14 protein-coding genes and 8 pseudogenes are annotated in these 26,956 nt (G+C 67.4%); 13 read left to right on the top strand and 9 right to left on the bottom strand.

All coding sequences use genetic code 11. The features are described 5' to 3' along the window. The first annotated feature begins 37 nt into the window (after positions 1 to 37). A complete protein-coding gene (locus ACPEE0_RS13660; protein WP_424574648.1) occupies positions 38 to 1,087 on the top strand; it encodes a lipid II:glycine glycyltransferase FemX in 1,050 nt (349 codons plus the stop codon). On the opposite strand, the gene manA is transcribed toward ACPEE0_RS13660, so the two are convergent. From manA to ACPEE0_RS13640, 4 genes and pseudogenes are all read right to left on the bottom strand, one after another. Next, positions 1,074 to 2,324 (bottom strand): mannose-6-phosphate isomerase, class I, encoded by a 1,251-nt coding sequence (manA, locus tag ACPEE0_RS13655; protein WP_009356234.1) that lies wholly within the window; start codon positions 2,322 to 2,324, stop codon positions 1,074 to 1,076. The two genes, ACPEE0_RS13660 and manA, sit on opposite strands and share 14 nt — an antisense overlap. 36 nt (positions 2,325 to 2,360) lie before the next feature. After that, positions 2,361 to 4,006, bottom strand: a pseudogene (locus ACPEE0_RS13650) (LCP family protein). 10 nt (positions 4,007 to 4,016) lie between these two features. After that, positions 4,017 to 4,589, bottom strand: coding sequence for a 5-(carboxyamino)imidazole ribonucleotide mutase (gene purE, locus ACPEE0_RS13645; RefSeq protein ID WP_424574647.1), 573 nt, complete (start codon positions 4,587 to 4,589; stop codon positions 4,017 to 4,019). Further along, a pseudogene (locus ACPEE0_RS13640) lies at positions 4,586 to 5,735 on the bottom strand (5-(carboxyamino)imidazole ribonucleotide synthase). The gene purE and the pseudogene ACPEE0_RS13640 overlap by 4 nt, the downstream one beginning before the upstream one ends. A gap of 222 nt (positions 5,736 to 5,957) precedes the next feature. Between ACPEE0_RS13640 and ACPEE0_RS13635 the strand changes: the two are divergent. After that, positions 5,958 to 6,516 (top strand): annotated as a pseudogene (locus ACPEE0_RS13635) (GtrA family protein). Between the two features lie 20 nt (positions 6,517 to 6,536). Here the strand turns inward: ACPEE0_RS13635 and ACPEE0_RS13630 are convergent. After that, positions 6,537 to 7,235: a TIGR03089 family protein gene (locus tag ACPEE0_RS13630; protein WP_009356238.1), complete on the bottom strand. Its 699-nt coding sequence runs from the start codon at positions 7,233 to 7,235 to the stop codon at positions 6,537 to 6,539. A gap of 388 nt (positions 7,236 to 7,623) precedes the next feature. Between ACPEE0_RS13630 and ACPEE0_RS13625 the strand changes: the two are divergent. The 3 genes and pseudogenes from ACPEE0_RS13625 to ACPEE0_RS13615 all read left to right on the top strand — a co-directional run bounded on the left by ACPEE0_RS13625 (position 7,624) and on the right by ACPEE0_RS13615 (position 13,183). Then, positions 7,624 to 8,156: pseudogene (locus ACPEE0_RS13625) on the top strand (WhiB family transcriptional regulator). Between the two features lie 29 nt (positions 8,157 to 8,185). Next, a pseudogene (locus ACPEE0_RS13620) lies at positions 8,186 to 11,544 on the top strand (glycosyltransferase). Further along, positions 11,537 to 13,183 (top strand): DUF5719 family protein, encoded by a 1,647-nt coding sequence (locus tag ACPEE0_RS13615; RefSeq protein ID WP_009356241.1) that lies wholly within the window; start codon positions 11,537 to 11,539, stop codon positions 13,181 to 13,183. Before ACPEE0_RS13620 ends, ACPEE0_RS13615 begins: the two are co-directional and overlap by 8 nt. 58 nt (positions 13,184 to 13,241) lie before the next feature. Here ACPEE0_RS13615 and ACPEE0_RS13610 read toward each other — a convergent pair whose 3' ends face one another. After that, complete coding sequence (locus tag ACPEE0_RS13610) at positions 13,242 to 13,754, bottom strand: metallopeptidase family protein (RefSeq protein ID WP_354175457.1); 513 nt, start codon at positions 13,752 to 13,754, stop codon at positions 13,242 to 13,244. A 119-nt stretch (positions 13,755 to 13,873) separates the two neighbouring features. Between ACPEE0_RS13610 and ACPEE0_RS13605 the strand changes: the two genes are divergently transcribed. The 4 genes from ACPEE0_RS13605 (at position 13,874) to ACPEE0_RS13590 (ending at position 17,473) form a co-directional block, all read left to right on the top strand. Further along, the gene (locus ACPEE0_RS13605; protein WP_035751569.1) at positions 13,874 to 14,263 is read left to right on the top strand and encodes a DUF3499 domain-containing protein; all 390 of its coding nucleotides are present in this window, start codon (positions 13,874 to 13,876) and stop codon (positions 14,261 to 14,263) included. A gap of 79 nt (positions 14,264 to 14,342) precedes the next feature. Next, a complete protein-coding gene (locus ACPEE0_RS13600) occupies positions 14,343 to 14,591 on the top strand; it encodes a Trm112 family protein (protein ID WP_009356243.1) in 249 nt (82 codons plus the stop codon). Between the two features lie 99 nt (positions 14,592 to 14,690). Next, positions 14,691 to 16,169 carry an adenosylhomocysteinase gene (ahcY, locus tag ACPEE0_RS13595; protein WP_133351011.1) on the top strand — a complete coding sequence of 493 codons (1,479 nt, stop codon included), beginning with the start codon at positions 14,691 to 14,693 and terminating at the stop codon, positions 16,167 to 16,169. 191 nt (positions 16,170 to 16,360) lie between these two features. Beyond that, positions 16,361 to 17,473, top strand: coding sequence for an Ig-like domain-containing protein (locus ACPEE0_RS13590; protein WP_424574646.1), 1,113 nt, complete (start codon positions 16,361 to 16,363; stop codon positions 17,471 to 17,473). Positions 17,474 to 17,475: 2 nt separating this feature from the next. On the opposite strand, the gene ACPEE0_RS13585 is transcribed toward ACPEE0_RS13590, so the two are convergent. Beyond that, positions 17,476 to 18,276, bottom strand: a complete 801-nt coding sequence (locus tag ACPEE0_RS13585; RefSeq protein ID WP_009356246.1) for an RDD family protein — start codon at positions 18,274 to 18,276, stop codon at positions 17,476 to 17,478. 69 nt (positions 18,277 to 18,345) lie between these two features. On the opposite strand from ACPEE0_RS13585, the gene ACPEE0_RS13580 reads away from it, so the two are divergent. Both ACPEE0_RS13580 and ACPEE0_RS13575 read left to right on the top strand, forming a co-directional pair. Further along, complete coding sequence (locus ACPEE0_RS13580; RefSeq protein ID WP_200859116.1) at positions 18,346 to 19,338, top strand: stage II sporulation protein M; 993 nt, start codon at positions 18,346 to 18,348, stop codon at positions 19,336 to 19,338. Between the two features lie 127 nt (positions 19,339 to 19,465). Beyond that, positions 19,466 to 20,650, top strand: a complete 1,185-nt coding sequence (locus tag ACPEE0_RS13575; protein WP_424574645.1) for a TIGR01906 family membrane protein — start codon at positions 19,466 to 19,468, stop codon at positions 20,648 to 20,650. Here ACPEE0_RS13575 and ACPEE0_RS13570 read toward each other — a convergent pair. Beyond that, a pseudogene (locus ACPEE0_RS13570) lies at positions 20,641 to 22,468 on the bottom strand (AMP-dependent synthetase/ligase). The gene ACPEE0_RS13575 and the pseudogene ACPEE0_RS13570 sit on opposite strands and share 10 nt — an antisense overlap. Before the next feature lie 66 nt (positions 22,469 to 22,534). Beyond that, on the bottom strand, positions 22,535 to 24,286 hold the full coding sequence (locus ACPEE0_RS13565) for a dolichyl-phosphate-mannose--protein mannosyltransferase (protein WP_424574644.1): 1,752 nt from the start codon (positions 24,284 to 24,286) through the stop codon (positions 22,535 to 22,537). Between the two features lie 53 nt (positions 24,287 to 24,339). On the opposite strand from ACPEE0_RS13565, the pseudogene rsmI reads away from it, so the two are divergent. Together rsmI and ACPEE0_RS13555 are read left to right on the top strand one after the other, a co-directional pair. After that, a pseudogene (gene rsmI / locus ACPEE0_RS13560) lies at positions 24,340 to 25,214 on the top strand (16S rRNA (cytidine(1402)-2'-O)-methyltransferase). A gap of 185 nt (positions 25,215 to 25,399) precedes the next feature. After that, a pseudogene (locus ACPEE0_RS13555) lies at positions 25,400 to 26,898 on the top strand (NAD-dependent succinate-semialdehyde dehydrogenase). The last annotated feature ends 58 nt before the right edge of the window (positions 26,899 to 26,956 follow it).

The following is a 26,956-nucleotide window of genomic DNA, read 5'->3' as shown; positions in this document are numbered from 1 at the left end:
GACTCCGGCGTTAAAGCCTTGGTATAGGGTTTAAGCCATGATTCCAGCTGTTGTTCCCTGTACTGACCGCGCCCTTTGGGATGACCATGTCGACCGGTTCCAGGGACATCCGCAACAGCTCTGGGGCTGGGGCGAGACCAAGGCGATGCACGGCTGGTCCGTTGACCGGGTGCTCCTGGAAGCCGACGGCTCCGTCATCGGCTGCGCCCAGTTGCTGGTCCGGCGCCTCCCGGTTCCTCTTCCGTGCCCTGGTGTACATCCCCCGCGGCCCGATGTGCTCCGTGGAAGACACCCCGGCCGTGCTGCGCAGCCTGGCCGGGCACGCTGCCTCCCGCCACCGTGGCGTAGCCCTGAGCATCGAACCCGACTGGACCTGGATTCCCCGTATGCCGCCGCCGTCGAGGGCGCAGGTTTCCGAGGGACCACCAACACCGTGCTGATCCCGCGGACCCTCATCCTGGACCTCGGCAAGTCTGATGACGAGTTGATGGCGGACATGTCCAAGACCACCCGCGCGAATATCCGCAAGGCCATGCGCAGCGACGTGGAGTTCCGGAAGGTCAAGAACGAGTCCGAGCTTGAGCAGGTGCTGGGCATCTACCACGAGACGGCTGAGCGGGCCGGCTTCGGTATCCACGAGGACCAGTACTACCGGGATATCTTCCGCAACCTGGGCGAGGGGTCACCCATCATCGGCGCGTTCGACGGCGAGCAGCTGCTGGCGTTCGTCTGGCTGGCACGCAGCGGGGCCACTGCGTTCGAGCTTTACGGCGGCGTATCCGCAGAGGGACAGAAGAAGCGCGTGAACTATGGCGTCAAGTGGGCCGCACTGCAGGCCATGCGCGGGGACGGGTGCTCACGGTACGACTTCAACGGGCTCCTCAACGACGGCATCTCTGACTTCAAGAAGCAGTTCGGCAAGCACGAAAACATGCTCCTGGGAACGTGGGAAAGCCGCTCTCGCCGTTCTACCCGGCCTACGCCCAAGCCATGCCCCTGGCGCGGAAGGGCATCCAGGCGGCGCGCCGGCTGGCGAAAACCGCAGCCGGCCGCGCCCGTGCCCTGCTCCGCCGCTAAAGGCCCGTAGTCACCGCAAACGCCAGGGCAGGCTCCGTGCTGCCTGCCACCGGGTGGACGTTCACCGGCGCTTCGGCGGCAGCCAGGAATGCGCTGCCGCCACGCTCGAGCTGCAGGTCCCCCTTCGGCGAATCAAGGTACACCTCGCCCGCAACCACGATCACCACGGCGGCCCCTGACTGGGCCAGCGGGACGGGGGCGGCGCCGGGCTGCAGTTCAATGCGCTGAAGCTGGAATTCCGCGAAAGGCGGGCGGTAGAGCTCCTGGTCAAGGACAGTCTTTTGGGCGTCGAGCATCGGCACGGCCACCGGGTGGAAGTCGATGGTGCGCAGGAGTTCGGGTACGTCGACGAACTTGGGCGTCAGCCCGCCGCGCAGCACGTTGTCCGATGACGCCATGACCTCCACGCCCAGCCCGTGGAGGTAGGCGTGGACGTTGCCGGCGGGCAGGTAGACGGCCTGGCCCGGCTGCAGGGAAATCCTGTTGAGAAGCAGCGAAATCAGCACGCCGGGGTCGCCCGGATACTTTTCGTTGAGGCTGATGACCGTTCCCAGCTCGGCCTCGTAGGGGGAGAGGGAGCCGTCGCCGGCGAGGAGCGCGGCCACCACCTGGGCAGTGGCGTCGGAGACGGCCTGGCCCCCGGTGATGAGGCGTTCGAACGCCTTCCGCAGGCCCGCCCCCTCATCGGCGTCGTCCAGGTCCGCCAGCAGCGCAGGCACGAGTGCCGGCACGTGCCCCTCCACTGTCTCAAAGGCGGACGCCACGTGTTGCAGGATCATCCGGGTACCGGCTGCCGGGCGGAACCCGCACAGTGCCTCAAACGGCGTCAGCGCGAAGATCATTTCCGGCTTGTGGTTGTCATCGCGGTAGTTGCGGTGGGGCGCATCGGGGGCCACGCCGTCGGCGTTCTCCCGGGCAAAGCCGGCCTTGGCCTGTTCCAGGCTGGGGTGGACCTGCAGCGACAGCGGCTGGGCGGCGGCGAGGATCTTTGCGAGGAAGGGCAGCCGGGGGCCGAACCGGGCCACGGAGTCCGCGCCCAGGAAGTGATCCGGATCCCGGACGATCAGCGCGTCCAGCGGGGTGGATGTGCCGTCTTCAGGCACGCGGGCCATGGACGGCGAGTCAGGGTGGGCCCCGATCCAGAGTTCCGCTTCGGGGCTGCCGGACTCGGGCCGGCCCAGGAGGGCCGCAATCGCCGTCGTCGAACCCCAGGCGTAGTCCCGGAGGACATTTTCAATCTCGTACAAGACCGGTTCCGTTTCTTTGAGTCGGGTTGCGGAAGGTTACAGCGCTGCGCACTGGCCGTTGGTGGCCACGAGTTGGCGGATCGCCTCTTCGTTTCCCGCCCGCTTGAGCTGGGTCAGGAGCTCTTCGGTGATGGGCTCGCCGTCCGGTGTGGTGGTCACCGGGGTAAAGTCCGACGGCGTGGGCTGCTGCGGCAGGCTGCCGCCGGCGGCGATGGTGGCGGGCAGTGTCCCTGCCGCCTGGACAGGCCCGGCGCCTGCCGCCGGTACCACCATGACGTCGTCGGCCACTCCTGCCGACTGGGCGCCCTGTGCGGACGCGGAGGCCAGCAGCTGGTCCACGCGCTCGTGGAGCTCGTCGAAGTTCGGAACCGTGGAGAAGGAAGCGTCGAAGTCCGGCGGGCCGATCGTGAGCCGCTTGACGTCCTGGCCTTTCGCCTTGATGGCCAGGTCCAGGAAACTGCCAAGCTGCGAGGCGGAAATGTTGGACTCCACCACCTGGGTGCCGGCTTTGGCGATGTCCTCGAACTTGGCAAGCAGCGTGGCCGGGTCGAGTTGCTTCAGCATGGCCTGCTGGACGCATTGCTGGCGCTGGATGCGGGCGTAGTCGTCAACGTATTCGCGTGACCGGCCGTACCAGAGGGCCTGTTGCCATCGAGTGTCTGCTCCCCGGCCGGAATCCACCCGAGGGGCATGCCGTGGGTCTGGCTGTAATCGTCGAAGTAGCCGCTCATGGGGACCCAGCCGCCGGCCTTGATCCTGATGCCGCCCATGGCGTCGATGAGCGTGGCAAAACCTTCCATATCCACCAGGACATAGGCCTGGATGGTCATACCCAGCGTTCCGGAGACGGCTTCCATGGTCGCCTGGGCTCCGGGATCGGCCACACCCGGGTAGAGGTCCGCGTATTCGTTGGTGACCTCGGTGTTGATCGCATTGATCAGGCACTCGTCGCCGCAGTCATAACCGTCGGGATAGATGGCCCGCATGGGCGAATCTTCAGTGAACTGCGCGTTCTGGAAATTCCGGGGGACGGAGATGATGGCCGTCTGGCCTGTTTCAGCGTCAACGCTCAGCACCGAGAGGCTGTCAGGACGCCGTCCCGTCCGGTCCTCGCCGGCGTCGCCGCCCATCATCAGGAAGTTGTAGCGCCCGTCAACAGGGTCAATGGCAGGGCCCGAGGAGAAGATGCTGCCGATGGCGTTGCGGCTGACATTGAGCAGGTAGGCGGCGTAGCCAAGCGAGCCGCTGCCCGCCACCAGGGCAAGCACCAGGGCAATGACGACGGCGGGCCGGGCCCGCGGCGCCAGCAGCACGGGACGGATGAGCCGCAGGGTGTTGATGAACAGGAGTGCCCAGCCAACGGCGAGGGCCACCAGGACGATGACAATCACCAGCGAGGCAAACGGGTTGGTGACCAGGGTGGCCAGTGCGGGCCGGTTGACGATGAGGAGAAGGACGGCCAGCAGCAGGGCGGCCCATACACAGAGCGTCACGCGGAGCGCGGCACGGCCCAGTTTACGGTCACCAGCCACCAGCTGGGCGCTGCCCGGGACCAGGAGGGTCAGCAGGATCAGGACGAAGGCGCGCTTGGTCCGGACCGGACCGGAGGCGCTGACCGGGTAGCGGACCGGATCCGTCAACGCGGTGTCGGTGGGCGATTGTGGAACTTTGCTGCTGGACATGCCGGCGGTCCTAACGGCTGCCCCGCTGGGAGCCGTTGCCTTCAGCGAAGACTTCGCTGACTTTTTGCCGGAGGTTGGCCCCCTTGCGGCTGGCCACGGCGTTGAGGTCGGACGCGAAATCCAACAGGTCGGTCCGCAGGGACGCGGCAAACTCATCGGTACCGGCAGCGAGGATCCGCACCGCCAGGAGGCCGGCGTTGCGCGCGCCGGCGATCGATACGGTGGCAACCGGCACACCGGCGGGCATCTGGACAATCGAGAGCAGCGAGTCCATGCCGTCAAGGGTCGTCAGGGGAACCGGAACACCGATGACCGGCAGGGGAGTGACGCTGGCCAGCATTCCCGGCAAGTGGGCGGCGCCGCCCGCTCCTGCGATGATCACCCGCAGGCCGCGCTCATGGGCTGTCTGCCCGTACCGGATCATTTCGGTCGGCATCCGGTGGGCGGAAACCACGTCCGCTTCAAATGGGATTCCGAATTCGGCCAGGGCATCCGCCGCAGCCTCCATCACCGGCCAGTCGGAGTCGGAGCCCATGACCAGACCCACCAGGGGGCTTGCGGCGGGGTTTGCTGTGGCGCTCATGCAGTCTCCTCGAAAGTGTGTGGCGCTTCGTCCGCCGCTGCCCGCCCGTCGCGGATGATGTTTGCCACCATGGTGGCGCGGCGCCGGACTGAATCGACGTCGGCCGTTGACGCGCCTATCAGGTTCACGTGGCCAATCTTCCGGCCCGGCCGCACGGACTTGCCGTAGCAGTGCACTTTGGCGGCCGGTTCGCTGGCCAGCGCCAGCGGGAACGCCGAATACAGGTCCTGGTTCCCGCCGCCAAGGAAGTTCTTCATGACCGTCACCGGGGCGAGGGCATCGGTAGCACCGAGTGGCAGGTTCAGGATGGCACGCAGGTGCTGCTCGAACTGGCTGGTCACTGCCCCGTCCTGGGTCCAGTGCCCGGTGTTGTGGGGGCGCATGGCCAGTTCGTTGATCAGGAAGCCGGCACCAACACCGGGGGTTTCGAACATCTCCACAGCCAGCACTCCGGTCACGCCCAGTTCGCCGGCAATCCGCAGGGCTGCGTCCTCGGCAGCCGCGGCAACCTCCACGGGGATGTCCAGGGCAGGGGCGATCACTTCGTCGCAGACACCGTTCACCTGGATGGTGTGCACAACCGGCCAGGCCCGTGCCTCGCCGTCGGGAGTCCGGGCGACCAGCGCTGACAGTTCCCGGGTGAACTCAACCTTGGCTTCGGCCAGGAGGGGGGCTCATCGCCTGGAACCAGTCTTCGGTGCCGGCTGCTTCCTCCGCCGAATTGATGACCCGGACACCCTTGCCGTCATAGCCGCCGCGGGGCGTTTTCAAGACCACAGGCCAGCCGGTGGCGTCACCGAAACTGACCAGGTCCGCAACATTGTCCACTGAGGCCCAGGCAGGATTGGGCAGTTCCAGCCTGTCGATCGCGGCGCGCATCACCAGCTTGTCCTGCGCGTGCACCAGGGCGTCGGGCCCCGGCTGGACGTTCACTCCGGCTTCCTGCAGGGCCCGGAGGTGGTCCGTGGGCACGTGTTCGTGGTCGAACGTCAACACGTCCAGACCCTGGGCGAAGTCAACCAGGGTCTGCAGATCCTTGTAGTCGCCCACCGGGGACGTGGAGACCGCGGCTACTGCCGACACGTCGTCTCCTTCAGCCAGGACACGGAGTTCGAAGCCGAGTGCAGTTGCTGCTGGGGCCATCATTCGCGCAAGTTGGCCGCCGCCAACCACACCTATTACTGGAAAAGTCACATGGGCCAGCCTACCGAAGACCGCCCGGTATCCCGGCTTCCGGCAGCGGCTGGGGAAGCGATTTTGTGTAACGTGGGGCTGCCCCGGGCATCCTTAGGGGGCTGGCTCCATGTTTTGGGGGCTAAAATGGGCCTCTGGCCAGGTGGCCCATAGTTTGGACGGCCATGGAGGGTCATGTATAACGCATTAGCAGATCGTATCCGGGGATTGGCCTCGCTTTTTTTGGCGCGAAGTGGCCAAGTTCGGCGCTGTCGGCGGTGTGGCGTTCGTCATCGACAACGGGTTGACGTACTACCTGATGCATGGCCCCATGTCGGACAGCGAAGCCAAAGCCAGGTTCGTGGGTGCATCAATAGCCACGGTCTTTTCCTGGATTGCCAACCGGTTCTGGACGTTCCGGCACCGCCGCCAGGACAACGTCCTGCGCGAATTCCTCATGTTCATCCTGATCAACGGCATCGGGATCGGCATCTCCACGGGCTTCACTGCGCTGGCCAAGTACGGTCTGGGGGTCACGGACAAGAACCTGCTGTTCTTTGCCGGCGTTTTCGGCATCCTGGTCGCCACAGTGGTGCGCTTCTTTGCCTACCGCTTCCTCGTCTTCAACAAAGAGCTCGACCAGGAGCCCGAGTTCTCGCACGACCACGAACTCATCGAAATCCACCACCACCAGAAGGAACACGCGGCCGCGGCCGAGCGCGAGCCTTCGCCGGACAGGCCAACCCAGCAGTAGGGTTCCGTCCGGCCAACTCGTCAGCTGCCGTGGATGCGTTCCGCTGCCAGCAACTTGTCCGTCAGTTCCACATCAGGATGGGTCAGCACGACGGAACCTCCTTGTTTCCAGGCGCCGAGGGCATGGGCCAGGGCTTTTTCCAGGCCGTCAGAGGCAGGAATGTGCAGCCGCACGCCCTCCTCGTGGGCCACAGCGAAGGTATCGAACAGTTCCCCGTGCAGGTGCCCCCTGCCGCGGCTGTCCACGATGGCGCAGGCACGCGGGTCCGGGTCGGCGTGTGACATGAAGACGTCGCCGTGGCTGCGGACTTCGGCCGCGTAGTCAATGCAGCCGGGTGCGAGCTCCCCCGACCAGCGCATAGCGAGGGCGGGCAGCGCAACCGCGATGACGGCGTCGTAGTTACCGTCTGCTGACTGGGGGTCGGCGGTGACCAGGAAATCGGCGTCTGGTTCCGCGAGCACCGCCTCAAGGCCAAGCTGCCACGCGGACAGCGCCCAGACCAGTGCCTTCCAGTGGGCCGGCAACTCCAGCCGCAGGCGCATACCCGGGGCGGCGTCGAGTTCGTCCTGGAGCAGGTTGCTGGTCTTGGCCACCCAGTTGTCCAGGACCCGGCCGGAGAGCTCCACGCGTTCCGCGTCCGGTCCATACCAAGTAAGGCGTGGAGCGGTGGAATTTCCTGAGCGGAGGGTTGCCATCAAATCGAGCGCGGGTGTAGTCATGGCACCATCCTGCCACTGGCGCAGGACGCGGTCACCGGGTGCATGCCATCAGGAGATGCCAAGGCTTAAAGTGATATTTCTCACAGGAGAAGGTAAGCGTGCTTGCTATTTGTCCGGTTTCGAGGTATTTTTCGCGCAATTGCGGGTTTTTTCGGCCCGTTTCCGCAGTCACGGGGGTCCCATGCGGTCTGCTCCACGGATGGGGAGGAAAAATCCCGGGCGTGGCGTGACGGTCGTTGGGGAAGTTCACTGATTATTATCCCGGCAGCGGCTTGACTCGCCCTAGTTACACGCGTGTAATTAGGTATCTAAAGCGACTGCGTAAATACCGGCACACAACCGAGTGCCTGCGTATCCAGGCAGGGGCTGAAACATCAGGAGGGTCGCCGTGGGGCATGTAGAGCGTATCCAGGAAGATGCCGTCGTGGCCGGTCAGGCAACGGCAAAGTACCGTGCACGGGGGGTGCCAGGTGACTGGTTCGTGGACCCTGCGGATCCCGGGGCTGCGGAGCGGTACAACCGTGATGCCAGCGGCCTCCTCGAAGACCAGGCCACGGCATTCCTTGCGGCGCATGAAGCCCTCCTGGCCGGGGACAGGACCCCGAAGACGAACTTGATCCGCCCATGGAAGTGCGCGCACCTGAAACCGTGCAGCCCGTCTGGATCGGACTGCCGTTCCAGCAGGACTTCGACGACGAAGGCGAGCTTGGGTGGCAGACTGACGCCTTGTGCGCCCAGACGGATCCGGAAGCGTTCTTCCCGGAGAAGGGCGGCTCCACCCGCGACGCCAAAAAGGTGTGCGGTGCCTGCAACGTACGGTCCCAGTGCCTCGAATATGCCCTGGCCAACGACGAACGGTTTGGCATCTGGGGAGGCCTGTCCGAGCGTGAGCGCCGGCGGCTGAGGAAGCGAGCAATCTAATTCACCAGGATGTCCTTGTCACTGCCGTTGTGGTCGCCCATAACGGCAGTGACTACCTGCCCAGAACCTTGTCAGCCCTGGCGGACCAGACCCGGCCCGTGGACCGCGCCATTGGCGTGGACACAGGCTCCCGCGATAACTCCCGCGCCCTGCTTGAGCGGGCGATGGGTGCGGCCAGCGTGGTCAGCCATGACCGCGGCAAAGGCGGCATGGGAGCCGCGGTGTCCGCCGGACTGGCGGCGCCGGCCGCCCGGAAGGCCAGCACCGAAGACGGCAGGCAGGAATGGATCTGGCTGCTGCATGACGACGCCGCCCCCGCCCCCGAAGCGCTGGCCGAACTGCTGGGCGCGGTGGAGCGGGCACCCTCCGTCACCGTCGCAGGCTGCAAACAGCTGGACTGGCACTCGGAACGCAGCCTGATCGACGTCGGACTCTCCACCAGCCGCTGGGCCGAGCGGCTCACCCTGATCGATGCCGACGAACTCGACCAGGGTCAGTACGACGGCCGCAGCGATACGTTCGCCGTCAATTCCGCGGGCATGCTGGTCCGCCGCGACATCTGGGAGCAGCTGGGCGGCTTCGACCCCGCACTCCCCGGCAGCGGCGACGACGTCGACTTCTGCTGGCGCAACCGCCTGGCGGGCCACCGGGTGGTGGTGGTTCCCGCGGCGCGCATGTTCCATGTAAGCCACAGGCCACACGCTTTGGGCAACCCGGCAGCGGCACGGAAGGCGCAGGTCCACCTGCGGCTGAAGCACGCCCCGGCATGGATGGTTCCCGTCCATGCCGTTGGCGCACTCCTTGGCAGCCTCTTCAGACTGGTAGTGAGTATTGCGCTGAAGGACCCGGGCCACGGTATTACCCAGTTCCTTGCCACTTTCGCTGCCCTGGGCAGGCCCCGGGCAGTGGTCCGTGCACGGCGGACGGCCCGGCAGACGCGCCGGATCCGCCGGTCAGTCATCCGCAAGCTGCAAACACCGCGGCGGGAAGTCTGGAGCCACCGGCGGTCCCTGATGGAAGCCATCGGCTCGGACGGCAGCCAGGCTGACGACCTCGAGCAGGACCCGCTGGCACACCAGCCCAGCGGTGACGCTTCCGACGATTTTGCCGCCCTGGCAACCACCAAACGCGGTTGGGTGGGCAACGGTGCCCTCGCGGCGGTCATCGTTGCTTCCGTGGCATCGCTGCTCGGCCTGGCAGGGCTTTTCCGCGCCGATGCGGTAGCCGGCGGTGCCCTGATCCCTGTGTCGTCCGCGCTCGGGGATATCTGGAACCACGCGTCCAACTGGTGGATCACGCTCGGCGCTGGTCTTCCGGGCAAAGGAGACCCGTTCGGCTACGTCCTGTGGCTTATCGGCGTCCTCGGCGGCGGCGACGGCAACGCTGCCATGGCCTGGCTGCTGCTCCTGGGTACGCCGCTGTCCGCCCTCGCGGCCTGGTTCGCAGCCGGAGGGCTGACGGTCCGCCGCCGGCTCCGCCTCACCGCAGCCCTTTTCTGGGCGGCCGCGCCTGCGCTGCAGGCAGCCCTGAACCAGGGGCGCGTCGGCGCCCTGGTGGCGCATGTCATGATCCCGCTCTTTGTCCTCGCCCTGCTGCGTGCCACCGGGTCGGCCGTGGGCCATGGGCGCTTTTCCCTCCCTGCGCCGGCTGACCGGCGCGGCGATAGACCCCCGGTCAGGCCCGGAATCAACGGTACGCCGTCATGGACCGCGGCCGCGGCAGCGGGCCTCGCCATGGCCGTCGTTACCGCTGCTGCCCCCTCACTCCTGGTCCCCGCCGCGGCGGTAGTCGTGTTCTGCGGGGTCGTGCTGGGCCGCCGCGGCCGCACCGTCTGGTGGGCGCTGCTGCCAAGTGCCGCGCTCTTCGTCCCGTTCGGCCTGTCCGTACTGGACAAGCCTCGGGCGCTCCTGCAGATCCCGGCCTGCCGCTGGGCTTCGATGCAGCGCCGCTCTGGCAGCAGATCCTGGGCCAGCCGCTGGAGTTTGCGCCGGATAAAGGCCTGGATGGACTGCCCTACTTCCAGGACGGGACCCTGCCCTGGGCCCTGCTGCTGGCACTCCTCCTGGCCGTCCCGGTCCTGGCGCTTGCCGTCGCCGGGCTGTTCAGCGGACACCGGGCCACGAAGGCGAAGGTGCTGTGGGCCGCAGCCCTGGTTGCCTTGGCAGGAGGCTGGCTCGCTTCACATGTCGCCGTCGCCATGGACGCTGACACCCTGGTGACGCCCTTTACGGGTCCTGTGGTTTCTGCTGCCTCGTTTGCGTTCCTGGGCGCCGCGCTCCTCGGTGCCGAACAACTCCTCACCGTGGCGGACAAGGCGGCAGCCGGCCCGGCCAGGCGGAGGACGGCCGTGCGCTCGGCCTTGGCTTTTGGCATGGTGCTGCTCCTCGTTCGCCCGTTGGCCGGGATGGCCGCCTGGTCCGCCCGGAACCTGCTTCGCCCGGCAACTGTTTCGGCCGCCGGGTCCCCGGCCGAGCCGCCCGCCGTGACGGGCACTGCCGAGCCCGGGGATTCCGGTTGGGGTACCCACCGGCTTGTCGAGGCTGCCAGCCCGCGCACCCTTCCCGCGACGGCCATTGACCGTGGAACCGGGCCGGAGCAGACACGGACGCTCCTGATCAGCACGGGCGAAAACGGCACGTTTGACGCCGCCCTGATGCGCGGGGCCGGTACCACGCTGGACGGCCTTTCTGCTGTCGCCGCCGCGCGCAACATCCTGGGTGCGCCCGGGGCCGAAACGGTCCGCGATGACGACGACGTCACCACAGCGGTCCGCCGGTCCGTCGCAACGCTGGTGGCCGGGCAGGGAGTGGACCCCCGCAGCGACCTCGAACAGCTCGGTGTGGGCTTTGTGGTCCTCCGGTCCGCTGACACGGCAGCCCAGCTCACCGCAAGCAGGATGGACGCGGTACCCGGCCTGGTGGCTGTGGGGCAGACCGACGTCGGATGGCTTTGGCGGGTCACCCCCCTCAACCAGCCGGTACTGCAGCCCGCTGACATAGCCCACCGGGTCCGGATCGTGAATGCCCAGGGCGCAACGGTCGCGCTGGTCCCGTCCGCGTTCGACGGCGTCGACGCCCCGGTCCCGGCAGGGCCCGAGGGCCGCCTGGCGGTCCTGGCGGAGCGGGCGGCACCCGGCTGGAGCGCATGGCTCGACGGCCGGAAGCTGACGTCCACCACGTCCGAATGGTCGCAGGCCTTCACGCTGCCCGCTTCCGGCGGCCAGCTGACCATCCGGTACGAAAACCCGTGGGCCCCCTGGGCAGGAATTGCCCAGGGCGTCGTGTTCGGGCTGACCATCATGCTGGCCATACCCATGCCCGCCCGGCGGCCGCGGACCGGCCTTTCCCGTGACGAGGGTTCCCTGCGTAAGGAACAGCAGAATGCATGAGCACACCATGTCCGCAGAGACCGCCGGGACTGAACAGATCCCCGGCGGGCCGGAGGCTGAACGTCCCGGCCGCAAGCGCCGTCCCGGTGCCCTCACCGGCGCCGCCACCGCAGCACTCGTCCTTGCCGGAACCGGCGCAGTGGTGGCCGCCGGGTCGGTGCTCCCTGCCCCCGAATCCGCACGCACCATTCCGGCTGCGGTGGCAGCCGTCCCGGCAGGGGAAAGCGTTGGGGTATGTCCCGGGCCGGCCCGGCTGCTGGAAGGCACGGAGGCAGGAACCGATCCGCAGTTCAGCCCGGTATCGGCCACAGCCGCCACCAGCGTGACCGCTGCCGTCCTTGGCGCATCCGGCGTGCTGCCGGCCAGCCGGTTGTCACAGCTGGACGGAAAGACCGCCGCTGATATCGCCGGAGACCCCGGACAGCCACCGGCCGAAGGGACCCGCCAGGAACTGCTGGCAGGCACCGTGGCCAGCCGGTCGGTGGACCAGATGACAGTGCTGAGTGCCGATGCCCTGGCCAACCAGCAGGCTTCCGCCGCTGGTGCCATGAAGTTCAGTGCCACCGACGGCGACCTGCAGGGAAGCGCTGCGGCCAACTGCCAGCAGCCCTCCAACGACCAGTGGCTGGCCGGAGCCAGCACCACGGTGGGTCGCGCCTCGGTATTGCTCCTCACCAACGCCTCCAGCACACCGGCCACCGTCAGCCTGGAACTCTTCGGCGGTGGCGGACAGATCCAGGCGCCCGGCAGCCGCGGCCTGCTGGTGGCTCCCGGCACCACACGATCCGTGGTGCTGGCAGGCCTGGCGCCGGGGGAGGAACAGCTCAGCGTTCGGGTACGGAGCGCCGGTGGTCCCGTGGCGGCGGCCATCCAGCAAAGCGTCCTGCGCGGGCTGACACCCGGAGGCGTGGATTTCATCGCCCCCGGTGCCGCTCCGGCCGTGCGCCAGGTCATGACAGGCGTGGATATCCAGGACCCGGCGGGAATTTCCGCGCTGACCGGAAAGTCAGGCTACGAGGACGCGGGGCCCGCCCTGCACGTCACGGTTCCCGGTGCCGCTGATGCGGTCGTGGAGGTCAAACTGTACGGCCGGGACGGCCAGAAGCCACTTCCCTCCGGCGGGGTAATCACGGCCAAAGCCGGCGCCGTCACCGAAATTTCCCTGGCGGGCATTCCGGCGGGCCACTACACCGTGTCGGCGGAGTCCGACGTCTCCTTCGTTGCCTCGACGCGCATCAGCCGCGGCCTCCAGGAGGACCAGCCGGCCGACGTCGCCTGGGCCGCCTCAGGAGTGCGGCTGGGCAGCCAGCACGTGGTGCCGGTTCCCCGTGGCGGGAGCCGCCAGTTGGTCTTTGGCGCCTTGGGCACCCGGGCCAGCATCAGCTACTCCGCCATCACGGCGGACGGGAAGGTACGCGCGCCGGCCACGGCCGATATTGCCGGCGGAACCACCGCGACCATTGCCGTACCGGACAAGGCCGACGACGCCGACGTGGTGGGCTATGTCGTGTCGGCATCGGGCGATGCCGCCTACGGCGCAGTGCTGGTCCAGCAGGACGGCCGGAACGACGTCGCCACCCTCGCCTTCCAGCCGGCAGCCGCAGGGCAGGAAACCGTGCCGGTCACCATCAGCTACTAGACGTGCCGGCCAGGCCGGCGCCGGTGCAACGGCGGCGGCCCGCCCGAGGGGGCGGGCGTCAGTAGCGGCGCCGGTACACAGGGTCCAGGGTTTCGGGGGCCACGCCCAGCATTTCAGCGGTGTGCTCCACCACGACGTCATGGACCAGGTCCTGCAGTTCCTCAACCCCGGGGCATGCCTGTTCCACCACCCGGCGATACACCGTGATCATCGGTCCATCCTCATCGGTGGCGGGGGAGTAGGACCCCATGGGGACCGGCGCCGAACTGGCAGCCAGGAGTTCCAGGTCCGGGGGGATCTCGTCGACGCCGAACCTGACACCGTCCAGGGTCTTCCCCCAGATGTCGTGCAGCCGCTGTGCGGAGTCCAGGACCATGTCATCAAAGCGGTCCGAGCGGGTCCGGTACCCGGGATGCGTGGGCAGCATCACCTCACCCCGGAGGCCGCGCCCATGGCGGTTCCGCCGGCGCTGCATGAAGCTCCTGCCTGCGGACTCTCCACCCTGGTCCTTGCGGGCATCCGGGTCAGCCAACCGGACCGTAAAGCCTGATTTCTGGTTCGATGACTGCATACATTGACTGTAAACCCGGGAAATGATTAACGCGATAGATTCCCCTTGAGGCGAAGACGCGTCACGTCCGGGGCGGCAATGCGGCTTTTTGGCGGCGGCAGCGAGTAGTCTGGGATGTCGTGGGAGCTATCCGTCAGTGTTCAAGATCTGCCTGCCGCCAGTCAGCGGTGGCTACCCTGACGTACGTGTACGCGGACTCCACCGCCGTCCTCGGTCCCTTGGCCACCTACGCTGAACCGCATTGCTACGATCTCTGCGAGCAGCACGCCGATTCGCTCACAGTGCCCCGTGGCTGGGAGGTGCTGAGGCTGGCCATGCCGTCCACGCCGCAGCAGCCCGGCCCCGATGACCTGCTCGCCCTCGCCAACGCGGTCAGGGACGCGGCGGCACTGCCTGTCCAGGCCCAGCAGCAGCCGGCGCAGCGCGGCCCGCACGCCGCACTGGAAGCCCCGGCCGGCACCGAGGGTACCCGCCGGGGCCACCTGCGCGTCCTGCGCGAGCCGTCCTGAAGCCGGTCTGGCGGTACGCTGGAACCTGCACACCAGTCCGCTACCGGCGCCAGCGCGCCCGCCAGGGAGCATGAACCCAATGCCAAAGATTAGTCCTGAACTGCTGTCCGTCCTGCGTTGCCCCGTGACGGGTTCACCCCTGGTCCAGGACGGCGACGAGCTGGTGGCCACCGCCGCCGCGGAAAGCGGCGCAAAGCCCCGCTACGCCATCGAGGACGGCATCCCGCTCCTCCTGCCGCCGGAGTTGCTGGCCGCGGCTACGTCGGCGGGCTCGGACCAGCACGATTCCGACCGTCATCAGCCCGGACAGGCCGCTTCCGCCGTCTAGCGCCGCACGGCTTCCCCCGCACTCATTGGCGCCGCAGGCGCCAGAACACCGCGTCGTCCAGCACGGACACAGCAGCACCGGATACAGCAAAGGACCACCATGACTTTCGACTACAAAGTTGCCGACATCTCCCTGGCTGAAGCAGGGCGCCACCAGATCCGCCTGGCCGAGCATGAAATGCCCGGCCTCATGTCCCTGCGCGAGGAATTCGGCGCCAGCCAGCCGCTGAAGGGTGCCCGGATCGCCGGTTCGCTGCATATGACCGTGCAGACCGCCGTCCTGATCGAAACACTGACCGCGCTGGGTGCTGAGGTTCGCTGGGCCTCATGCAACATCTTCTCCACCCAGGACGAAGCCGCGGCAGCCGTCGTCGTGGGCAACGGCACCCCGGAGGACCCGCAGGGCGTGCCGGTCTTCGCCTGGAAGGGCGAAACGCTTGAGGAATACTGGTGGACTGCCGAACAGATCCTCACCTGGCCCGGCGCGGAATCCAACCCCGAGCTGGGTCCCAACATGATCCTCGACGACGGCGGCGACGCCACCATGCTGGTGCACAAGGGCGTGGAATTCGAAGCGGCCGGCAACGTCCCGTCCGCCGGTCCCACGGACTCGGAGGAATACGGCATCTTCCTCGACGTCATCCGCCGCTCGATCGCAGCAGACCCGCAGAAGTGGACCCGCACCGCCTCCACCATCAAGGGCGTCAGCGAGGAAACCACCACCGGTGTCCACCGCCTGTACCAGCTCGCTGAGCAGGGAAAGCTGCTGTTTCCCGCAATCAACGTCAATGACTCGGTCACCAAGAGCAAGTTCGACAACAAGTACGGAATCCGGCACTCCCTGCCCGACGGCATCAACCGGGCCACGGACGTCCTCATGGGCGGCAAGGTCGCCGTCGTCTGCGGCTACGGCGACGTCGGAAAGGGCGCCGCGGAGGCGCTGCGCGGCCAGGGATCACGTGTGATCGTGACCGAAATCGACCCCATCTGCGCGCTGCAGGCAGCGATGGACGGTTACCAGGTGGCCCGGCTCGAAACCGTCCTTGCCCAGGGCGACATCTTCATCACCACCACGGGCAACAAGGACGTCATCATGGCCGAGCACATGGCCGGGATGAAGAACAAGGCCATCGTCGGCAACATCGGGCACTTCGACAACGAGATCGACATGGCCGGGCTGGCAAGGACCCCCGGCATCAAGAAGGTGGAGATCAAGCCGCAGGTGCACGAATGGGTGTTCGAGGCCGGAACCGACGCGGAACGTTCCATCATCGTGCTGTCCGAAGGCCGCCTGCTGAACCTGGGCAACGCCACCGGGCACCCGTCCTTCGTGATGAGCAACTCCTTCGCAAACCAGGTCATCGCCCAGGTCGAGCTGTGGACCAAGAAGGACCAGGCCGACGGCCGGCGCGAGTACGAGAACCAGGTGTACGTCCTGCCCAAGGTCCTGGACGAGAAGGTGGCCCGGCTGCACCTCGACGCCCTGGGCGTGGAGCTGACCGAGCTGACCAAGGACCAGGCCGAGTACCTGGACATCGACGTCGCCGGCCCGTACAAGCCCGAGCACTATCGTTACTAAGAAGTAAAGTACCCGGGTGCCCCGAGCACCCGGGTCGTTACTTCCAACCCCCTAGGATCGGAACATGGAGCCGGAAGCCCAGCCGCGCCGCCCGCGGACAGCAAAAAAAGATTCTCATCGTCGCCGTCGTCTGCCTCCTGGCAGCTGTCGGCGGCGTTTTCGCTGCCGTCGCACCGGGACTCGCCGGCGCGGTGCTGGAATCGGAAGCCGGCTCCGCCGTCCGGACCTCCCCGGGCCTGGCCGCCCCCGTCGTCGCCCCGGTGAAGTCGGACGCGGCGCCCGCGAACGGTGCCAAGCAGGTCAACCCCGCGGCCCCGGTATCGCTCAAGGTCAGCAACGGCACCATCGAGCGTGTGACGTTGACCAGTACGTCGGGTGAAACGGTGGAAGGCAGCATTGACGCGGCCGGCACCGGGTGGACCGCTGCCGGTCCGCTCAAGTTCAACACCGACTACAGCTACACCTATGTGGTGAAGGACGGCGCCGGCCGCGAAACAAGCACCACCCAGTCCTTCAGCACTGTCTCCAGTTCGCATGAGGCCGACGCCGCCATCTACCCGCTGGACGGCATGAAGGTGGGCGTGGGACAGCCGCTGCAGATTATCTTCAGCGAACCCGTCCTCAACCGGGACGCCGTGGAAAAGGCCATCAAGATCACCAGCAGCGCCGGCCAGGTGGGTGCGTTCCACTGGCACAGCGACAAGATGGTCCGGTACCGCGCCGAGGGTTTCTGGGTTGCCAACTCCACCATCTCGATGGACATGCAGCTGTTCGGCGTGGACCTGGGCAACGGCCAGATAGCGAACTTCAACAAGAAGGTCAACATCGCGATCGGTGACAAGAAGGTGGCCGTGGCTGACGCCGCAGCCCACACCTTCACCCTCAGCATCAATGACCAGCCGGTCAAGACCTTGCCGGTGAGCATGGGCGACAAGCGCTTCCCGTCGGCACGCGGCTACGGGGTGTTGATGGAGAAGAAGCGCTACGACCATTTCCGTGCCTCCAGCATCGGCTTGAAGCCGGACGATCCCGCGTACTACGGGGACGTGGATGTGGAGTACACCATCCGCCTCACGCTCAGCGGCGCATATATCCACCAGGCACTCGAATCGGCCTACCCCTTCATCGGCAACACGAACGTTTCACACGGCTGCATCGGATTCGCTCCCGACGGCGCTGCCTGGGTCTTCGACAACATGGGCACCGGGGACGTGGTGCATATCGTGAACACCGAAGGTGACTTCGCAGCGCACGACGACGGCTTCGGGGACTGGAACATCCCCTGGAGCGAGTACGACAACTGACGTCAGCTGCTGAACGGCAACCGGTGCAGGCGCTCGCCCGCCTCCGTGTTGCGGCGGCGCAGCTGCGTCAGCCTGGCGAGTTCGCGGGAACGGCGTTCGGCAACGACGGCGGCAAGGAAGTCGTCCGCGCTGGTCCCCGCCGGCGGGGGCGGGGCCACATGGGCAGCCAGTTCGGTGGCAATCGACGCCGCCATTCCGGCGCGTGACAGAGGTGCCATCCGGTGGGCCTGGCGGATGAACTGGGAAGCCCGTCGGGCCGTTGCGTCGGGAATTCTTCCAATATCCGCATGCGCTGCCCAGGCGTGCAGCCGTGGCGGGACGAAGACGGGAACTGCTTCTTCCACCGGCACCCGGGTGCGGATGGCATGGGTTCCCGCCAGCAGGTCGCCCAGCCGGCGCGATTTGTCGTTGAAGAGCGCCACCGCCAGCGCGAGCCCGCCCAGGGTCAGGTAGACCTCCAGGAACCCGGTGAGGCCGCGGATGAGGGCATGCCGGAAGCGGATGGCACCGCCGTCGTCCCGGACCACCCGCAACCCTGCTGCCAGCTTGCCCAGGGACAGGCCCCGGCTCAGGGTTTCCACTGCCACCGGGAGGATCACCAGGCAGAAGATAACGCTGGACAGGACCAGCGCACGCATGGCTGCCTCATCCAGGTCTTCGCCGGCCGCCGCCAGGCCAATGAGGATCACCACCAGCAGCACGGCGTGGAAGAGGACGTCGAGGACAAGCCCCAGCGCACGCGCGCCAAACGAGGCGGGGCGCAGTTCCAGGACCACTGCCTCGCCGGTGACGATCGACCCCACAGCAGGTACCCCCTCGCGGCTGACGGTGCGGACGGTCAAAGTCTAGTGCCGTGCCGCTAGGCTGGTCGCGTGGATATGGACGCCTTCTCCGCGGTGAACGGGGACAAGTGGGCACGGCTGCACGAACTCGCCGCCAAGGGCAGGCTCAGCGGGCGGGAAGCCGATGAGCTGTTGGCCCTCTACCAGTCCGCGTCCTCCAACCTGTCCCTGATCCGTTCAATTGCCCCCGAAAGCGGCCTGTCCGCCTCGCTTTCTGCCACGCTTGCGCTGGCCAGGACCAGGTTCACCGGCGCGCGGTCCAATCCGATGGCCGACCTGGCACGGTTCTTCGTGGTGGCGCTCCCGGCCGCTTTCTACCGGCTCACCTGGCTCACCCTTGCCTGCGGGCTGGCGTTCGTTGCCATCGGCGCCGCCTATGCGCTCTGGATTGGAACATCCCCCGAAGCCCTGCGGGCGGTGGCTTCCGAGGCCGCCGCCAGGCAGTACGTGGAGGAGGACTTCATCGACTACTACTCCGAGAACCCGGCAGCGTCCTTCGCCGGCGCGGTGTGGACGAACAACGCCTGGATCAGCGCCCAGGCGGTGGCGCTGGGCATCACCGGCATCTGGGTACCCATGATCCTGTACGGCAACGCGCAGGGCGTGGGGATTGCGGCAGGAGTCTTCGCCGCTGCCGGAAAGTCCGACGTCTTCTTCAGCTACATCCTGCCGCACGGCCTGATGGAACTCACCGCCGTCTTTATCGCGTGCGCTGCCGGCCTGCGGATCTTCTGGGCCATGGTCTCGCCCGGTCCCCGGACCAGGGGCCGCGCGGTGGCCGAGGAAGGCAGGTCGCTGATCACGGTGGCACTGGGCCTGGTCCTGGTCCTCTTTGCCTCCGGCCTCGTCGAAGCGTATGTCACGCCCAGCCCGCTTCCGGTGTGGGCCAAGATCGGCATTGGGGCGGCCGTCCTGGCTGCCTACTGGGTGTACGTCCTGGTGTGGGGGCGGCGCGCCTACCTGGCCGGGGAACGTGGCGACCTGCGCCGCGAAGATGCCGGGTATACGGAAATCGCTGCCTGAATCGTTGTAATCCGGCCGGGGTGGTTCCTCGCTCCGCGTTAGCCCCGGACTGTAGGCTCGTGAACAGATAAAACGTGCGCCAGCAGACCCTGGCGCGGCGTGTCAACCCTACGGAAGTGACGCTGCTGTGAAAGACGAAACACCGGCCCGCGCCAAGAGCGCCGCGCCGCAGCCGGAACCGTTCCTGGATACGTCCGGCGACTCCGACGAGCCCGCCTTTTCGTGGCTGACCCCGGCCGGTACGGACCCTGCCCGGACCGCAGGCGAACCCGGCTCCACCGAAGACCCGTCCGCCGCTGCCGGTTCAACTGCCGTTCCGGGGAATTCCGGAGGAGAGCCGGAGTCCGGAAATTCCCAGCCGGACAGCAGGGCCGGCCGGAAAGCGGCCGAGGCAGCTGCCCTGCCTTCCGACAGGACCGCACCTTCCGGGACTGAACCTTCTCCTGACACCGCACGTTCTTCCGGGGCTGAAGCTTCGGACGACTCCGAAGCACCCGGCCGCGAAAGCACGCCGGTCTTCCGGGAAACCCTCGAAACCTCGGCCCTGCAGGTGCGTCCGCCGCAGGAAGAGGTGGAACGGCGCAACGCGGAGCGGGAGAGCGCGGCCAACGCCAAACCGGTGGCCCCACGGGTCATGCAGGTCCTGCTGGCCATCATCTTCCCGGTGGTGCTCCTGGTCCTCGCCGTGCGAGCGGTGACCAGCCCGCTGTTCCTGTGGGTGGAATACAACCGCCCCGGCTTCCCGGGCGACGGGTACGGTTTCAGCACGGATGACCGGATGACGTATGGCTCCTACGCCGTCGACTATTTGAGCAACTGGTCAGGCCCCCGGTACCTTGGCGACCTGGTGCACCGCAGCGGGGACAAGCTGTTCAAGGACGGCGAAGTCAGCCACATGGCGGACGTCAAGCTGGTCATCCTGTCCACTTTCGGTGCAGGGGTTCTCCTGCTCCTCCTGGGCCTCATCGCTGTCCTCTACCTCCGGAAGCGCAGCACGGGGGGAGTCCGCCGTGGCCTGTTCGCCGGCTCCATCGTCACCCTGGTCCTCATCCTGGGCCTTGGCACCCTGGCGTTCCTGGGCTGGCAGCAATTCTTCACCGAGTTCCACCGGATCTTCTTCGCGGATGGCTCCTGGACCTTCAGCCTGGACGACACCCTGATCCGGCTGTTCCCCGGCCAGTTCTGGATCGACGCCGGCATCGTCATCGCCGGCCTGGTGCTGCTGACGGCGCTGGTGACGCTCATCCTCACCTGGCCGACGCGCCGCCGCCGCGGCCTGCCGCCCAAGGAGGCGGCGGCCGATCAGGCGTAGAGCCTGGCAATCTCCGCCTGGAAGTCCTGCACGACGGCGGACCGCTTCAGTTTCAGCGAAGGGGTCAAATGCCCTGACTCGACCGTGAACTCCGCGTCCAGCAGTGTAAAGGAACGGATGGATTCGGCCTTGGATACCAGCTGGTTGGCGTGGTCCACGGCATCCTGCACCGCTTCCAGCACGCCGGGATCGGATGTTGCTTCCCGGACCGTCAGGGCGGAAGGCCGCGCTCGGAACGCCAGTTCTCGAGTCCTTCCGGATCGAGGGTCACCAGCGCCGAGACGAACGGCCTGCCGTCTCCGACAACCACGGCATGGCCCACCAGCGGGTGTGCCCGGATCACTTCCTCGAGCGGTCCCGGAGCCACATTCTTTCCGCCCGCGGTAACCAGCAGGTCCTTTTTCCGCCCTGTCACCGTGAGGAACCCGTCGGCGTCCAGCACCCCAAGGTCCCCGGTGCGGAAAAAGCCGTCCACGAAGGCCTCGGCGTTGGCGGCCGCATTCCCGTGGTAGCCCTTGAAGACGCCGATGCCCTTGACCAGGATTTCGCCGTCTTCGGCCACCCGGATGGTGGTGCCGGGGATCGGGATCCCCACCGACCCCACCCGTGTCCGCGACGGGGTGTTGGCCGTGCACGGCGCGGTGGTCTCGGTCAGGCCGTAGCCCTCCAGCACCGGGATGCCCGCGCCGCGGAAGAAGTGGGCGTCATCGTGGGCCAGGGGGCTCGCACCGGACACGGTGTACCCCACCTGCCCACCGAAGGCCTGCCGGAGCCGGGGATACAGGAGACGGTCGAACAATCCGTGCCGTATCCTGCACATCAGTCCCGGGCCGGTACCCTCGCCGCGGCTCTGCTTGTCCAGGTCCCGGGAGTAGGCAATGGCAGCGGCCGAGGCGGCCTGGAACAGCCTGCCCTTGCCGGCCACCACTGCCTTGTGGGCGGCCGTTGCCCGGACCTTTTCGAAGATCCGCGGGACCACCAGCAGGAACGTGGGCTTGAAGGTCCCCAGATCCTCCAGGAGCTGGGCCGCGCCAGGGTATGTCCCAGCGTTGCGCCCGCCGTCAGGCATACCACCTGGACCGCCCGCGCCAAAACATGGGCCAGCGGCAGGAACATGAGCGTGCGCGCCTGGTCCTGGACCAGCAGTTCCGGAAGGAACGCGACAATATTCTTGGCCACCAGGGCGAAGTTTCCATGGGTGATCTCGCAGCCCTTGGGATTGCCCGTGGTGCCCGAGGTGTATACGAGGGACGCGACGTCGTCCAACCCCGCACGGCTGCGGTGCCGCTCAAGCTCGGCGTCACTGACCCCGGCGCCGGCAGCGGCGAGGCTGGCGAGGTTGGGGGCCTCGCCGTCGCTGTCCATCCGTACCACGTTCACCAGCCGGTCCCGGAGCGGGGGTGAGCCGGCAACAACCCCGGTAACGAGTTCCGCCATCGCCCGGTCCTGGGCGAAAACACGCCGAACGCCCGCATCCCGAATGATCCACTCCACCTGCCGGGTGGATGAGGTCTCATAGATGGGGACGGTCACGCCGCCCGCGAACCAGATTGCGAAGTCCACCAGCGTCCATTCGTAGGACGTGGCGGACATAACGGCCACGGTGTCGCCGGGCTCAAGCCCGCCGGCGATCAGCCCCTTGGCCAGGGCGCTGACATCCTGCAGGAACTTTGCCGCCGGAACATCCACCCAGCCATTGGGGCCCTTGCGCCGGTAGAGGGCGTGGGCGGGATTGGCGGCGTGCTGCTCCAGGAGCAGGTCCGTGACGTTGCTGCCGGCATCGAGCTCCACCAGCAGTTCCGTGCTTGCTTCTCTCACAGCAGGTCTCCGTTCCGCTGCCGGGCCGCGGCAGCGGCTTCGATCGGGTCTGATTGCAATCCTGCCCTAGATCCAGGACGGCATCCACATCCGCACCCGCCAGGCGTCGTAGGGGATGACCTCGGCTGCCCAGATGGGGTAGAAGAAGGACGAGAGCACGACGGCCGCCGCCACGAACAGGGCCACCAGGTACAGGCCCGCGCGGCGCCGCCATGGCGGGTCCCCGGCCCGCCCCAGGACCAGGCCCAGGCAATAGACGAGGGCCAGGACCAGGAACGGCTCGAAGGAGACGGCGTAGAAGTAGAACATGGTCCGCTCCGGGTAGAGGAACCACGGAAGGTACCCGGCGCCGACGCCGGCGAGGATCGCACCGGCCCGCCAGTCACGCCGGCCAGCCCACCAGAACAGCAGGACCACCAGGGATATGACGGCGGCCCACCAGATCAGGGGGTTGCCCACGGACAGGATGGCTGAGGTGCATTTCGCCACGGCACATCCCGGCGTGCCCTGCTCCGGGGATTCATAGAAGAACGACGTCGGCCTGCCGAGTACCAGCCAGCTCCAGGCACTTGCCTCATACGGGTGCTCGGAGCCGAGGCCCTGGTGGAACGTGTAGGCCTCGCGGTGGTAGTGGGCGAGGGACCTGATGGAGTCCGGCAGCCAGCCCCATTCAGCGGACGGATTGCTCTCCGCCCAGCGGCGGAAGTAGGCATCCTCCGAGCGGAACCAGCCGGTCCAGGTAGCCCCGTACACCAGGAATGCCACGGGGACGGTGCTGAGGAACGCCGGAATCCCGTCCTTGATGGCCCCGCCGCTGATCCAGCCGCGGATTCCTGCCACGCGCCGGGCACTGAGGTCCCAGATGACTGTGAGGAGGCCAAACCCGGCCAGGAAGAACAGCCCGGACCATTTGGTGCCCACAGCGAGTCCCAGGCAGATTCCGGCCGCCAGCCGCCACCAGCGGATCCCGAGCCAGGGACCGGTCAACAGCATTTGGGCCGGCGGCTGTCCGCCGTTCCGGGCCGCCGCCTGCGCCAGGCGTGCGGCGAGCCGGCGCCGCCCATCGTCCCGGTCCAGCAGCAGGGCACCGAAGGCAGTGAGGATCCAGAACATCAGGAAGATGTCCAGCAGGGAAGTCCTGGACATCACCAGGTGGTGCCCGTCCACGGCAAGGAGCAGGCCGGCGGCGCCGGCCAGCGGGAGGGACCGGAACAGTTTCAGGGCTATCAGGGCCAGGAGCAAGATGGAAAGGGTGCCGGTGAACGCTGCAGCGAACCGCCAGCCAAAGGAATTGTCCGCGCCGAACAGGGCCATCCCGGCGGCGATCATCCACTTGCCCACCGGCGGATGGACCACGTATTCGGGGGAGGGGAGCAGCACCGACGGATCGCCGGCGTTGAAGGAATCGTTCGCCTTGTCCGGCCAGTTGCGCTCATAGCCGCTGATGAGGAACGAGTACGCGTCCTTGACGTAGTACGTTTCGTCAAAGACCAGCTTGTGCGGGGCGTCCAGCCGGACGAAGCGGAGGATCCCGCCGGCCACCGCCGTCAGCACCGGAACCAGCAGCATCCACAGCCGCAGCGACGGCGGGTAGTCCCGCCAGGAGCGCACTTCCCCGAGGAGCCGTGCGTACAGCGCTTCGCGTGTGAAGGCCTCTGCCGGGCGGCTGATCCATGGCCGGCCCGCCGGGCCGCCTTCCATCGGGGTTTCCCCTCCGCTGGTTGGTGCCTCCGGGGAGTCCTGGCCGGCGGCGGGGGGAGCGGGATGTCCGGCGCTGAGCCGTGCAGCTTCCTGCGGCTGCGTCGAGGTCTGCGTCACGAGCCCATGCTACCTTTTGCGGCTGGCAGTCCCCCCGGCAGTAGGCTGGAGGCGTGGACCCTCACCCCAGCACCCCGCCAGAATCCGGCCCGGCAGCGGCAGGACGCATCATCCTGGCCGCCACTCCGATCGGAAACACGGGCGACGCCTCCGCCAGGCTGGTGGAACTGCTGGCGACAGCGGACATCGTTGCCGCTGAAGACACCCGCCGCCTGCACCGGCTGGTGCAAAGCCTCGGCATCACGGTGGCGGGGCGGATCATCAGCTACCACGAGCACAATGAGGCGGCCAAGACCTCGGAACTGCTGGACCAGGTCAGGACCGGCAGCACGCTGGTGATGGTGACTGACGCCGGCATGCCGTCCGTGTCCGATCCCGGCTTCCGGCTGGTGGAAGGCGCAGTGGCCGCCGGACTGACGGTAACGGCGGTTCCCGGGCCTTCCGCCGTCCTGACGGCGCTGGCCCTCTCCGGCCTGCCGACTGACCGTTTCTGTTTCGAAGGTTTCCTTCCCCGGAAAGCGGGCGAACGGGCAGCCCGGCTGGCCGAGCTTGCCGGCGAACGCCGCACCATGGTCTTTTTCGAGGCGCCGCACCGGCTTGAGGCCATGCTCCGGGCGCTCAAGGAACGTTTCGGGCGGACCGGCGGGTGGCTGTCTGCCGCGAACTGACCAAAACCTACGAGGAAGTCCTCCGCGGCCCGCTCGGCGAGCTCCTGCAGTGGGCGGAAAACTCCGACGTCAGGGGCGAGATCGCCGTCGTGGTGGCCGGTGCGCCGGAACAGGCAGCGGGCACCCCCGAGGACCACGTCGCGGCGGTGAACGACCTGGTGGCCCAGGGCATCCGGCTCAAGGAAGCCGTGGCCGCTGTTGCCGAGTACGTCCGGGTAAGCAAACGGGAGCTCTATTCCGCCGTGCTGGCGGCCCGCTGACAGGCGCCTGGAAGCCTGCAGGTTCTGCTGTGCAGGTGCACAGCAGAACGCGGGCCGGGCAGTGCGCAGCGGCGTAGACCCCGGGCGAATCCCGGCAGTAGTCTGGCTCTTAATCAGCCTGATGGGTCCGGCCGTTCCGGCCGCAGCGGAGGGCTGCCACCAACCCTACTGACGAGGGAGTCATCGTGACTGTCACCGCACAGCCGGCCGTAAGCGCGGACCGCGAAAGCCAGCTTCTGGCCTCTGTTCCCACCGGATTGCTGATCAATGGCGAGTGGCGCGATGCCGCTTCCGGCAAGACGTTCGACGTCGAGGATCCCGCCACCGGCAAAGTCCTGCTGAGCATCGCCGACGCCGGCGCGGAGGACGGTGCCGCAGCACTGGACGCTGCCGTGGCCGCGCAGGAATCCTGGGCGAAGGTGCCCCGCGGGAACGCGGCGAGATCCTGCGCCGTGCTTTTGAGCTGGTGACCGAGCGGGCCGAGGACTTCGCGCTCCTGATGACCATGGAGATGGGCAAGCCCCTGGCCGAAGCCCGCGGCGAAGTGACGTACGGCGCCGAGTTCCTGCGCTGGTTCTCCGAGGAAGCCGTCCGCGCCTTCGGCCGCTATTCCGTTTCCCCGGACGGCAAGTCCCGCTTGCTGGTCACCAAGAAGCCGGTGGGCCCCTGCCTGCTGATCACGCCGTGGAACTTCCCGCTGGCCATGGCCACCCGCAAGATCGCCCCCGCCGTGGCCGCAGGCTGCACCATGGTGCTGAAGTCCGCGAACCTCACACCGCTGACCTCGCAGTTGTTCGCCGCGGTTATGCAGGAGGCCGGCCTGCCCGCCGGCGTCCTGAACGTCATCCCCACATCCACAGCAGGCGCCACGACCGGGCCGCTGATCAAGGATGCCCGGCTGCGCAAGCTCTCCTTTACCGGGTCCACGGAGGTGGGCCGCCGCCTGCTGTCCGACGCCTCGGAAACCGTCCTGCGGACCTCGATGGAGCTCGGCGGCAACGCCCCGTTCGTCGTCTTCGAGGACGCCGACCTGGACGCCGCCGTCGCCGGGGCCATGCTGGCGAAGCTGCGGAACATGGGCGAGGCCTGCACCGCGGCCAACCGGTTCATCGTGCACGAGTCCGTGGCCACCGAATTCGCGGAGAAGTTTGCCGCGAAGATGAAGGAAATGACCACCGCACGCGGCACCGAACCCGAGTCCAAGGTGGGCCCGCTGATCGACGCCAAGAGCCGTGACAAGGTCCACGAGCTGGTGTCAGACGCTGTGGCCTCCGGTGCGAAGGCCGTCCTGGGTGGCGCTCCGGTGGACGGGCCGGGCTACTTCTACCAGCCCACCATCCTGGCTGGCGTCACCGAGGGAACCCGCATCCTGTCCGAGGAAATCTTCGGACCCGTGGCCCCGATCATCACCTTCTCCTCGGAAGATGACGCCGTCCGCCTGGCCAACAACACCGAGTACGGTCTGGTGGCCTACGTCTTCACCAAGGACCTGAACCGCGGCATCCGGATGGGCGAACGCCTTGAGACCGGCATGCTGGGCCTGAACGCCGGCGTCATCTCGAACGCGGCAGCACCCTTCGGCGGCGTCAAGCAGTCCGGCCTGGGACGCGAAGGCGGCCTGGAGGGCATCGAGGAATACCTGTACACCCAGTACATCGGCATCGCCGACCCCTACGCGGGATAACAACCAGGGGAGTGCTTCGGCCCGGGCAGGCGAGCCCGGGCCGCAGGCCGCCGCCCGC

This window comes from Arthrobacter sp. SD76, assembly GCF_049726125.1.
GTDB classification, from domain to species: domain Bacteria; phylum Actinomycetota; class Actinomycetes; order Actinomycetales; family Micrococcaceae; genus Arthrobacter; species Arthrobacter nitrophenolicus.
The sequence above is the reverse complement of the archived record's forward strand: the minus strand, read 5'-3'. Positions and strand labels throughout refer to the sequence as shown.